The organism is Streptomyces sp. NBC_01089, assembly GCF_045162975.1.
Taxonomy (GTDB): Bacteria; Actinomycetota; Actinomycetes; order Streptomycetales; family Streptomycetaceae; genus Streptomyces.
Map to the genome: position 1 here is coordinate 2,057,907 of NZ_CP108660.1, position 10,618 is coordinate 2,068,524.

12 protein-coding genes are annotated in these 10,618 nt (G+C 72.0%); 5 read left to right on the forward strand and 7 right to left on the reverse strand.

Annotated elements, in window-relative coordinates:
• Window positions 1-178 precede the first annotated feature (178 nt).
• From OG510_RS09010 to OG510_RS09025, 4 genes are all read left to right on the forward strand, one after another.
• The gene (locus tag OG510_RS09010) at window positions 179-2,107 is read left to right on the forward strand and encodes an FAD-dependent monooxygenase (protein ID WP_406136250.1); all 1,929 of its coding nucleotides are present in this window, start codon (window positions 179-181) and stop codon (window positions 2,105-2,107) included.
• A 71-nt stretch (window positions 2,108-2,178) separates the two neighbouring features.
• Complete coding sequence (locus tag OG510_RS09015; protein WP_406142339.1) at window positions 2,179-2,226, forward strand: hypothetical protein; 48 nt, start codon at window positions 2,179-2,181, stop codon at window positions 2,224-2,226.
• A gap of 88 nt (window positions 2,227-2,314) precedes the next feature.
• The gene (locus OG510_RS09020) at window positions 2,315-2,854 is read left to right on the forward strand and encodes a cysteine dioxygenase (RefSeq protein WP_406136251.1); all 540 of its coding nucleotides are present in this window, start codon (window positions 2,315-2,317) and stop codon (window positions 2,852-2,854) included.
• On the forward strand, window positions 2,851-3,327 hold the full coding sequence (locus OG510_RS09025) for a rhodanese-like domain-containing protein (protein WP_406136252.1): 477 nt from the start codon (window positions 2,851-2,853) through the stop codon (window positions 3,325-3,327). Before OG510_RS09020 ends, OG510_RS09025 begins: the two co-directional genes overlap by 4 nt.
• A gap of 196 nt (window positions 3,328-3,523) precedes the next feature.
• Here the strand turns inward: OG510_RS09025 and recX are convergent, their stop codons facing one another.
• From recX to OG510_RS09045, 4 genes are all read right to left on the reverse strand, one after another.
• Window positions 3,524-4,240, reverse strand: coding sequence for a recombination regulator RecX (gene recX, locus OG510_RS09030; RefSeq protein ID WP_406136253.1), 717 nt, complete (start codon window positions 4,238-4,240; stop codon window positions 3,524-3,526).
• Between the two features lie 3 nt (window positions 4,241-4,243).
• Complete coding sequence (gene recA / locus OG510_RS09035; protein ID WP_406136255.1) at window positions 4,244-5,389, reverse strand: recombinase RecA; 1,146 nt, start codon at window positions 5,387-5,389, stop codon at window positions 4,244-4,246.
• 261 nt (window positions 5,390-5,650) lie between these two features.
• Window positions 5,651-6,823 (reverse strand): AI-2E family transporter, encoded by a 1,173-nt coding sequence (locus tag OG510_RS09040; protein ID WP_406142340.1) that lies wholly within the window; start codon window positions 6,821-6,823, stop codon window positions 5,651-5,653.
• 459 nt (window positions 6,824-7,282) lie between these two features.
• Entirely contained in the window at window positions 7,283-7,477 is a 195-nt protein-coding gene (locus OG510_RS09045; protein ID WP_327294906.1) for a DUF3046 domain-containing protein, read from the reverse strand.
• Window positions 7,478-7,556: 79 nt separating this feature from the next.
• Here OG510_RS09045 and OG510_RS09050 point away from each other — a divergent pair, with 79 nt between their 5' ends.
• Window positions 7,557-8,471, forward strand: coding sequence for a hypothetical protein (locus OG510_RS09050; protein ID WP_406136257.1), 915 nt, complete (start codon window positions 7,557-7,559; stop codon window positions 8,469-8,471).
• A 104-nt stretch (window positions 8,472-8,575) separates the two neighbouring features.
• Here the strand turns inward: OG510_RS09050 and OG510_RS09055 are convergent, their stop codons facing one another.
• From OG510_RS09055 to OG510_RS09065, 3 genes are read right to left on the reverse strand one after another with little or no spacing between them, the layout of a single operon-like run.
• The gene (locus tag OG510_RS09055) at window positions 8,576-8,881 is read right to left on the reverse strand and encodes an AzlD domain-containing protein (RefSeq protein ID WP_406136259.1); all 306 of its coding nucleotides are present in this window, start codon (window positions 8,879-8,881) and stop codon (window positions 8,576-8,578) included.
• On the reverse strand, window positions 8,878-9,711 hold the full coding sequence (locus OG510_RS09060) for an AzlC family ABC transporter permease (RefSeq protein WP_406136260.1): 834 nt from the start codon (window positions 9,709-9,711) through the stop codon (window positions 8,878-8,880). Before OG510_RS09060 ends, OG510_RS09055 begins: the two co-directional genes overlap by 4 nt.
• A 10-nt stretch (window positions 9,712-9,721) precedes the next feature.
• The gene (locus OG510_RS09065) at window positions 9,722-10,597 is read right to left on the reverse strand and encodes an AraC family transcriptional regulator (protein WP_406136261.1); all 876 of its coding nucleotides are present in this window, start codon (window positions 10,595-10,597) and stop codon (window positions 9,722-9,724) included.
• Between the last annotated feature and the right edge of the window lie 21 nt (window positions 10,598-10,618).

Sequence of the window (10,618 nt, forward strand, 5' to 3'; positions counted from 1 at the left end):
GCCGGGCCGCAGGGCCTGACCGGCGGCGGCCTCTGGGGCTGACCGGGGGCGGTGGCTGCGCCGCATCCCGCCGTCACTTGACGCAAGCACCCGCAGTGGGTTGCATACGTTCTGTGATCGCGCACCGGGCTCTACCTGTCATCAGCCACTTCTCCGCACGGGTCCGAGGAGCCGCACCGTGGACCCGGTGATCATCGTCGGCGCGGGCCCGGTCGGGCTCGCGCTGGCTCTGGCACTCGCCGCCCGTGATGTCCCCTCCGTGGTGCTCGACGAGGGGAACGGCGAAGAGGCCCCGCGCCCCGCCCGTACCGTCGTACTGCGCCCGGACACCGCCGACTTCCTGGGGCGGATCGGCTGTGCGACGGCCCCGGGCGAGACCGCGCGCTGGACCGCCTGGCGGTCCATCAGGCGGAGCCAGCAGATGCAACGGGTCGTTTTCGACGAGCCGGTCCGGTTCTCCACCGGGCCCGGTACATCTGCCGGCCATGGCCCGGCCGGTGGCATCGGTGGCCCCGGTACGGGCGGTCGGCCGGGCGGGTTTGACGCCCTTTCAGGCACCGCCACCCCATCCGGCTCAGTGGGCCCGCACAGGATTCACGGGACTGATGAGACCGGCGAGAACAATGGCTCCGACGGGACCAGGGGCCCCGCAGGGCCCAACGGGTCGGAGCCGGCCGATGAGTTCCAGGGGTACAAGGAGTACGAAGGGTACGGGGAGCACGAAGGGTACGAGGGGTCCAAGGAGTACGACAGCTTCGACGGCCCCGGACATGGCCCGGGCGAGCCGTCACCGTTCCATCTGCCCCAGCACACGCTGACCCGCGGACTGCGGGCCGCGGTGGCGAAGCGGGAACAGGTCAAGCTGGTCACCGGCAGCCGGGTGGACACCGTCGAACAGGACGGCGGCGGCGTGATCGTGCACACGGTGGGCCCCCAGGGCACCTGGTGGCGCGGCAGCCACCTGGTCGGCTGCGACGGCGCACGGTCCACCGTCCGCAAACTGCTCGGTATCCGCTTCCCCGGCCGTACCGCGGTGGAGCGGCACGCGGTGGCCGCCCTGCGTACCGAACTCCCCTGGCCCGGTGAGGCGTTGCTGCACCGGCTGCCGCCCTGGCGTACCGGCGGTGAGGAGGTGACGGCCCGTCCGCTGCCGGACGACGTCTGGCGGATCGACTGGCTGCTGCCGCCGCGCGCCGAACTGGTCACCCCCGAGGCGCTGGTGGCGCGGGTCCGCGCCGCGCTGGCCGGCTGGTGCGGCGGCGAGACGCCCCCGTACGAGCTGATCGACACCGGCGTCTACACCCTGCACCACCGGCTCGCCAGGCGCTGGCGGGTGGGGCGTACCTTCCTGGCCGGCGACGCGGCGCATCTGCTGGGCGCGCTCGGGACCCAGGAACTGGACGAGGGGCTGCGGGACGCCGACAACCTCGCCTGGAAGCTGGCACAGACCTGGCACCACGGGGCGTCCGAGCTGCTGCTCGACAGCTATCAGGCGGAGCGCCGGACGGCCGTCGCCGCCCGGCTGCGCGCCGCTGACCAGTCACTGCCGATACTGCGCGGCGGCGGTGGACTGCGGGCCTATCTGCCGGGCAGGGCACGCGGGCACGACGCCCTGCTCGCGGACGGCCATCTGGGCGGCGGTGCGCTGGGCGCGCCCCCGGTGTACGCCCACTCACCCCTGGCGCCCCCGCGCACCCCCTCACAGACCGCGGTGGGCACCCGGGTCGGCGCGCCGGTAGTCGATGTACGGGTCACGGCGCCGGACGGTACGGCCGTGCGGCTGCGCGAACGGCTCGGGGGCGGGCAACTGCTGGTCGTGCTGATCGCGCCGGGTACGGGGGTGTGGGACCGGCGGCACTGGGTGAAGGCGGGCGTCATGCCGAGGCTGGCCGCCGCGGTGAGCGCGCTGCCGGTCAAGGCCGAACTCCTGGTGGCCGAGACCTATCCGGGCGCCTCGGCGCACACGGTGCTGCTGGTGCGTCCGGACGGACATCTGGTGGCGGCCTTCAACGGGGTGCGCCCCGCCGAACTCTACGAAGCGGCCGACGCCGCACGGGGCGGGGCGGCGACGACGGTCCGGGAGGAGAGCACCGCGGACGTCAATTGACCGTCGTGGGCGCACATGGTGTACTGCGGAGCGTGACCGACACCGATGTGCGCCTGTGGCGGAGGGTCCATATGGACCTCGTCCGCTATGCGGGCTGCACGTGTCGTCCGTCCAGCTGATTCGCCCTTTCCCTTCGCGCCTGCGCCGCCCCGTGCTGTTCCGGGGTGCCGCGCCGCGCGTACCCGCGAACCATTCCGGACGGTCATCATGTCTCTCTCCGCACCCCTGTCCGCCGCTGCGCCCGCGCGCCCGGCGGCGCCCACCGCGAGCCGGCTCCTCGACTTCGTCACCCGGACCGCCGCAGACTCCGAACTCATCCGCTCACTCCCGCTCGACCCCGAGGGCCGCACCTGGATCCGGCTGGACGGTCCGGGCGGGAGCGAGGCATGGCTGATCGGCTGGCCACCCGGCACCGGCACCGGCTGGCACGACCACGGCGGCTCCCGGGGCGCGTTCGCCACGGCGGCGGGTGTGCTCAAGGAGGACTCCCTGGCCGCGCGGCTGCCCACCGAAGGGTGGAAGACCCTCGAACTCGCCGACGGGGTCGACCGCACCCGGCAGCTGACGCCGGGCGACGGGCGGGCCTTCGGCGCCCACCACGTCCACCAGGTGCTCAACGAGTCGGCCGCCGAGCACGCGGTCTCGGTGCATGCCTACTATCCGCCGCTGCCGCTGATGCGCCGCTACAGCCGCAGCGGCCCCCTCCTCCGCCTGGAACAGGTCGAGCGTCCCGGGGAGTGGGAATGAGCAACCCCGTGCCCGAACCGCTGCCCACACCCACGTCCGAAATCCCCGTGCCCGAACCGCTCCGCGTGCCCGAACCGCTGCCTGTGCCCGAACCGCTCTCCGTGGACGAGCTGCTGGAGAGAGTCCGGTCGGGGCTCGACCGGATCGGCCCCCGGGAGGCTTTCGACGCCGCGGCCCAGGGGGCACTGCTGGTGGACATCCGGTACGCGGCCCTGCGCAAGCGCGACGGGCTGATCCCCGGGGCACTGGTGGTCGAGCGCAACGAGCTGGAGTGGCGGCTCGATCCCCAGGGCAGCCACCGTGCGCCGGAGGCGACCGGCCACGATCTGCGGACCGTGGTGATCTGCAACGAGGGATACGCGTCGTCCCTCGCCGCAGCGTCACTGCGGCAGCTTGGCCTGTACCGGGCGACCGACCTCATCGGCGGCTTCCAGGCATGGCGCGCCGCAGGACTCCCGGTCGACAGACCCTGAGCTGCCATCTGCCATCTGCCGCATGCCACCGGGCGCGTGCCGCATACCACCAGTCACCAGTCACACGGCTACCCGGCTGCTGGCACCGGTCCGCGTGCCACCCGCCATCCAGCTACCCGGCTATCGGGGCCGATGGCCACCGGTCCGCGTGCCGGGCGGCGATCGGCGCCCGGCACCATCGCCGGTGGCGCCCTGGCTACCCGTCGTCCTGGAACCCCCCGTGTTCCAGGTCCGCCAGGTCCTCGCCCTCTGTCTCCAGCGCCCGCCGCACCACCCGCAGGGCCATGCCCTCCGGGTATCCCTTGCGGGCGAGCATGCCCGCGAGACGGCGCAGCCGTTTGTCACGTTCCAGTCCCCGGGTCGAACGGAGCCTGCGGGTGACCAGCTCCCTGGCGGTCTCCTCCTCCTGCTCGGAGTCCAGCTGTCCGACGGCGTCCTCGATGAGCGCGGAGTCCACGCCCTTCGTACGGAGCTCCCGGGCGAGCGCCCGCTTGGCGAGCCCCCGCCCATGGTGGCGGGATTCCACCCAGGCGTCCGCGAAAGCCGCGTCGTTGATGAGCCCGACCTCTTCGAAGCGGGACAGCACCTCCTCGGACACGTCGTCGGGGATGTCCCGCTTCTGCAGTGCTTCGGCCAGTTGCTTACGGGTGCGGGCGGTCCCGGTGAGCAGGCGCAGACAGATGGCCCTCGCCTGCTCCGCCGGGTCCTGAGGCTTCCGCGGTCCCTGGTCCTGGGACCGCGTCTGCTGGGACCGCCCCTGCCGGGACCGCTGGCGCCGCGGTCCCGCTCCCCCGTCCCAGGCTCCGTCCCCGGCTCCGTCCGTGTCCCTGTACTCGCCCCCGCAGCCGGTGTCTCCCTGTCCGTCCCCTCCCCCGGAGTCCCTGGCCTCCGGCCATTCGGTTCTCCGGACCACGGGTCAGCTCTTGGCCGCGGCGGTCTTGGCCGCCTTGGCCTTGCCTCCGGCCGCCGGAGCGGGAACCGTCTTCGCTGCCTCGTCGGCCACAACGGCGCCTGCGGCGTCCGCCGCCGGCTCGGCTCCCAGTTCGGCCTCCCGCCGGACACCGATGCCCAGCTTCTCCAGGATCTTCTTCTCGATCTCGTTGGCGAGATCGGGGTTGTCCTTCAGGAAGTTCCGCGCGTTCTCCTTGCCCTGTCCCAGCTGGTCGCCCTCGTACGTGTACCAGGCGCCCGCCTTGCGTACGAAGCCGTTCTCCACGCCCATGTCGATCAGACCGCCCTCGCGGCTGATGCCCTGGCCGTAGAGGATGTCGAACTCGGCCTGCTTGAAGGGCGGCGAAACCTTGTTCTTGACGACCTTCACGCGGGTGCGGTTGCCGACCGCGTCGGTGCCGTCCTTCAGGGTCTCGATCCGGCGGATGTCGAGCCGGACCGAGGCGTAGAACTTCAGCGCCCGGCCACCTGTGGTGGTCTCCGGAGAGCCGAACATGACGCCGATCTTCTCGCGGAGCTGGTTGATGAAGATCGCGGTGGTCTTGGACTGGTTCATCGCGCCGGTGATCTTGCGGAGCGCCTGGCTCATCAGCCGGGCCTGCAGACCCACGTGCGAGTCGCCCATCTCGCCCTCGATCTCCGCACGCGGCACCAGGGCCGCGACGGAGTCGATGACGACCAGGTCGAGCGCGCCGGAACGGATCAGCATGTCGACGATTTCCAGCGCCTGCTCGCCGTTGTCCGGCTGGGACAGGATGAGGTTGTCGATGTCGACGCCGAGCTTCCTCGCGTACTCGGGGTCCAGCGCGTGCTCCGCGTCGATGAAGGCCACCTGGCCGCCGAGCCGCTGTGCGTTCGCCACCGCGTGCAGCGTCAGCGTCGTCTTGCCGGAGGACTCCGGACCGTACACCTCGACCACCCGGCCGCGCGGCAGTCCGCCGACGCCGAGCGCGACATCGAGCGCGGTCGACCCGGTGGGGATGACCTCGATGGGTTCGTTGGGCCGCTCGCCCAGGCGCATCACAGCGCCCTTGCCGAATTGCCGTTCAATCTGGGCGAGAGCGGCGTCCAGCGCCTTCTCGCGGTCGTTGCCTGCTGCCATGGGTTCCACCCGATTTGCTTGAGTCGATCGCTTCACGTCAATGACGCTAACCCCTGCCACTGACAATGGGCTCCGAAGCCCGTCCCGCCTGTGGACAACTCGGTGGACAACGCAGTCGACAACTCGTCCGAGTACCGGGCCAGAACCCCATAAGAACGGCTGTTCGATTTTGCTGTCAAGCGCACCACGCGGGTGTCCGGCCCGTGTCCGGCGCCGAGTCCGGCCCGCGTCCGGCGCGTCTTCGGGGCCGGCCGTGGTTCAGCGGCCGTGTCAGCCGGCTGTGTCCTCGTCGCTGTCCCCCGGCCGCGGGATCCGTCCCCGGAGCAGGGAGCTCCTGATCCTCGCGGGCACCGCGGCCGGGTCCCGGAGCCCGCGTGCGTTCCCCGTTCCGCGCCTGCCGTGGACGCGCGGGTCGTCCGTCACGTCGTACCGCTTCACATAGGCCCCCAGGAACGCCTGGAGGGTCGCCACCGCCGGGATCGCGATCAGCGCACCGACCGCCCCCAGCAGCGCGGTACCCGCGATAACCGAACCGAAGGCCACCGCGGGGTGGATGTCGACGGCCTTGGCCGTGAGCTTCGGCTGGAGTCCGTAGTTCTCGAACTGCTGGTAGATCACCACGAAGACCAGCACCCACAGCGCGTACCAGGGGTTCACCGTGAAGGCGAGCAGCATGGGCAGGGCGCCCGCCAGGTAGGTGCCGATGGTCGGGATGAACTGGGAGACCAGGCCGACCCACACCGCGAGCGCGGGGGCGTACGGCACGTTCAGCGCGACCAGCAGGATGTAGTGCGCGACTCCGGAGATCAGCGCCATCACACCGCGCGAGTAGAGGTAGCCGCCGGTCTTGTCGACCGCGATCTCCCAGGCCCGCAGCACCTCGGTCTGCTTCGACGGCGGGAGTACGGAGCACAGCGCGCGCCGCAGGCGTGGCCCGTCGGCCGCGAAGTAGAAGGCGAACAGGAAGATCGTCAACAGCCGGAAGAGGCCGCCCAGCACGGTGGTCGACACGTCGAGCACACCGCTCGCGCTGTTCTGGACGTACTTCTGCAGCCAGTCCGAGTGCAGCACGCTGTCCTGTACCTGCACCCGGGACAGCTCGCTGTGGAAGGTGTGGTTGGTCCAGTTGATCACCAGGTCCAGGTACTTGGGGAACTCCTCGACCATGTCGGCGATCTGTCCGGCCAGCATCGAGCCGAGCAGGAAGACGAATCCGGCGGCCGCGAGCGCCACCCCGAAGAAGACCAGGAAGGTGGCGAGACCACGGCGCATGCCACGCGCCGCCATGCGCCCCACCGCGGGCTCGACCGCCAGAGCCAGGAAGAACGCGATGAGGATATTCGTCAGCAAGCCGATGAGCTGGTAGAACGCCCAGCTGCCCAGCTGGAAGCAGGCCACGAGAGCGAGGGCGAGCACCATCGCCTTCGGCAACCAGCGGGGCATCGCCGCCCGGCCCCTTCCGGCCGCGGGCCCGCCGGGCTCGGCGGCTGGAGAGGGCGGGACGGCGCCGGGGGCCCGGTCCGCGGTCGTCCGGTCGCCGGTCGTCCGGTCCGTGGCGGTCTCGTCCGGGGTCATCTGGTCCTCGGCAGTCTCATCGGTCAGGTCGGTCATCGGTCAGTCGGCCGTCAGTCATCAGTCAGGTCGCCGTCAGGTCGGTTCATCGGTCGGGCCGGTCATGGGCCGGGGCTGTCATGACCCGGTCCACCATGCCCCGGTCCGCCACGGCCCGGCCTGTCATGTTCGGGTCCGGGGCCGTCACAGCCGGTCGCACAGGCAGCAGGTGGCACCGCGGCACGGGCCGCACGTGGCACAGCCTGTAGGTGGCACACGCGGCCGGTCGCACCCGCCCAGTCTCGCGCACCCGTGTGACGGGCGGCCGCACGCCCCCTGGCCCCCTGGCGCTCAGCGCCGGTCCTCGGGGATGCCCGCCGCCTCGCAGACACCCCGCCAGACGTCCTTCGTCTCCCAGCCCGCGGCCAGTGCCTCGTGCACCGTACGGCCGCCCAGCTCCGCCATCACATGGTCGCGTGCGAACGAATCGGCGTACCCCTCGCCGAAGTGCTCCGCCATCCGCTCCCAGAAAATCGTCAACCGCATGACTTCAGTATCCAGCCCCTGAGAGTGCAGCCTCGCCCGTCGCCCTTGCCCTGAGCTTTTTCCGCTCTACCTTCGGAGCATGGCTGGAACCGGAGCATCTCCTCTCGAACGCGCCGAGCACTTCATCTGGCTGACGGCCCGGGTGCTGGAACAGCGGAGGTTCGCGTACCACTTCCTCGACGGGCGCGCCGACGCCGTGGAGGCCGCGCTCGCCGCCCACCTCAACGAGGACGGCGGGTACGGTCACGGGCTCGAACCCGATCTGCGCGGGCCGGTGAGCCAGCCCCTGCACACGGCGCACGCGCTGCACGTGCTCGACTCCGTGGGTCGCTGCGGCGGGATGCGGGTGGAGCGGGTGTGCCGGTATCTGACCGAGGTGTCCACCAGGGACGGGGCGCTGCCCGCGGTCCACCCCTCGCAGCGCGGCTATCCGTGCGCGCCGTTCATCCCGGTCGTCGACGACCCGCCGAGCGAGCTGCTGGCCACCGGGCCCGTGGTGGGGGTGCTGCACCGTAACGAGGTCTGGCACGCCTGGCTCTTCCGGGCGACGGACTTCTGCTGGCAGGCGGTCGACGCGCTGGAGCACTCCCACCCGTACGAGATCCAGGCGGCGGTCGCCTTCCTGGACGGTGTCCCCGACCGGTCGCGGGCCGAGGCGGCGGCCGACCGGCTGGGCCGGCAGGTGCGGGAGCAGCGGCTGGCCGTACTGGATCCGGAGGACCGCGCGTCGTATCCGGTCGCGCCGGGGTACGCGCCGGGGGAACAGCATTTTCCGTACGACTACGCGCGGGTACCTGGTTCGCTGGCGCGTGGCTGGTTCACCGACGAGGAGATGGCCCGGTCGCTGGACTTCCTGGCGGACGAGCAGCGCCAGGACGGCGGCTGGCCGGTCAACTGGCTTTCCTGGGCGCCGGGTCCGCAGATGGAGGCGCGGCCCATGGTGACGGTCCAGGCGCTGCTGACCCTGCGGGCCCACGGCCGCGACGTCGCCTGACGCGCGCCCCCCTCCCCCCGTCCCCTCGGCCCTCGGTCCTCGCGCCACTCGCTGGGCGCGCGGCGGAGCGCAGGGCGCGCGTGGACGGGATCCGGTACGCCGGCTCAGCCCAGTGCGCGCATCCCGGCGGTGACCACGACGGCGGCTCCGACGACGACCAGAAAGGGGGCGCGCAGTACCAGTGCGAGCGCCGCTGCCGCGACACCCGCGCCCCGGGCGTCCAGTGTGAGGTGCTGGCCGCTTCCGAATGTCTGCTGAGCGGTGAGGGCCGCCAGCAGGGCGACCGGGAGCAGCGAGGACAGCCGCTTGACGACCGGCCGTTCGAGCGTGCCCGCGGGCACCAGCAGCCCGAGCAGTTTGGCGAGGTAGCAGCCGACGGCCGTCGCCCCGATCGCGATCCAGACGCTCAACGGTCCTGCCCCTTCTCCGGTGTCGCTTTCCCTGACGCCTTTCTCTCGGGTGCCTCTTTCTCTGGTGGCCCCGTCTCCGATGTCTTTCCGTTCTCCGCGCCGCGCGTACCGTCGGCAGCGCGCCCCTTGAGGAACAGCACGGCCGGAGCCGCGAACGCGGCGATCAGTACCGGGACCCCGCCGGGCAGCAGTGGCAGCAGTCCGAGCCCCAGGACGACGGCGAGCCCGGCGACCGCCCGCTCCGTCGCCGTCCGCAGCATGGGGGCCAGGAGCGCGAGGAAGACCGCGGGCCCGGCCGCGTCGAGGCCCCAGGCTGCGGTGTCCCCGAGCGCCTCCGCGCCCAGCGCGCCGAGCAGCGTGGTGAGGTTCCACAGCACGTACAGGGTCAGGCCCGTGACGGTGAACCCGATCCGGGCCGCGCGCCGCGTCGGCTGGGCGAGAGTGACAGCCGTCGTCTCGTCGATCACCCACTGGGCGGCGAAGGGCCGCACCGCGCGCGGCAGGGCCAGCAGCTGGGAGAGCCGCAGCCCGTAGAAGGTGTTGCGGACCCCGAGGAAGAAGGCGCCCGCGGCGGCGGCGAACGGACTGCCGCCCGCCGCCAGCGCGCCGACCAGCGCGAACTGTGAGGCCCCGGTGAACACCAGCAGGCTGAGGGCACAGGTCTGCAGCAGGCTGAGACCGGAGCCCGCCGAGGTCACGCCGAAGGCGAACCCGGAGAGCCCGACCGCGACACCGACGCCCAGCGCGTCCCTGATGACGGCCGAGTCCGGTCTCGGTCCGGGTTCCGGTTCTGCACGGTTGTCCGTGATTGCTGTCTGTTCCCTTGTCACCCGGCTGACGCTACGAGGTACGGCCACGCCCGGTCTTGTACGTTTTTGCGCGCTCGCGCTGGTACGCGCCCGGTGGCACCCCCACGATCCGGGTGAAATGCCGGTTCAGATGCGGCTGGTCGGTGAAGCCGACGGCGGCCGCCGTCTCCGCGGGCGTGGTGCCCGCCTCCAGGAGGTGCATGGCCCGGCGCACCCGCGCGTCGGTGAGCCAGGTGTGCGGCGGCATGCCGTACGCAGCCCGGAAGGCGCGCAGCAGGGCGAAGGGGCTGGTGCCGAGGTCGGCGGCGAGCCGGTCGAGGGACGGTGGCCGCGCCAGCCGCTCCTCCAGCACCGCGCGTGCCCGGGCCGCGTTCCCGGCCCCCGCGGTGCGCGCCGGGCGCTCCGGGAGCCGGCCGCCGTGGGTGCGCAGCAGCCGGGCGACGGCGAGCCGCAGCATGCTGCCGGCGGCCAGCCCGTTGCCCTGCTCGGCCGCCCGGTGCACTCCGACGACGAGCTGTGCGGCCTGTGGATCACCGACGACGGGCGAGGTGAAACCGACCGGGCCTCTCAGGGTGCTGAGGTCGGCGGCGACCTCGGCGATCAGTGCGGCGGACGGGTAGAGCGTGCGGTAGATCCAGCCCTCGGGCACGCCGGCGAATCCGGTGTGCGCGGTGTCCGGGTTGACGAGGGCGAGCTCTCCCACCCCTGCCCTGACCAGCTGGTCGCGGTGGCGGAACGCCTCGACGCCATGGGTGATCGCGGCGATGACGAACGACTCGTGCGTGTGCCGGGGGAAGGACTTGCTGATGTAGCGGGCGTGCAGCAGATCGACGCCCGGCAGCTCGTCGAGCCGCCAGTGCCGTGCCCGCTCCTCGTCACTCGGCGCTGCTGCCGCCCATGGCTCCATGCCTCCATTGTTTCCCCTGGT

What these genes read in the sequence shown, in the direction of transcription:
- OG510_RS09020 (WP_406136251.1), top strand. Translation starts at nt 2,315, where the DNA reads ATGTCTCTCTCCGCACCCCTGTCCGCCGCTGCGCCCGCGCGCCCGGCG.
- OG510_RS09065 (WP_406136261.1), bottom strand. Translation starts at nt 10,597, where the DNA reads ATGGAGCCATGGGCGGCAGCAGCGCCGAGTGACGAGGAGCGGGCACGG.
- OG510_RS09025 (WP_406136252.1), top strand. Translation starts at nt 2,851, where the DNA reads ATGAGCAACCCCGTGCCCGAACCGCTGCCCACACCCACGTCCGAAATC.
- OG510_RS09040 (WP_406142340.1), bottom strand. Translation starts at nt 6,823, where the DNA reads ATGCCCCGCTGGTTGCCGAAGGCGATGGTGCTCGCCCTCGCTCTCGTG.
- OG510_RS09050 (WP_406136257.1), top strand. Translation starts at nt 7,557, where the DNA reads ATGGCTGGAACCGGAGCATCTCCTCTCGAACGCGCCGAGCACTTCATC.
- OG510_RS09045 (WP_327294906.1), bottom strand. Translation starts at nt 7,477, where the DNA reads ATGCGGTTGACGATTTTCTGGGAGCGGATGGCGGAGCACTTCGGCGAG.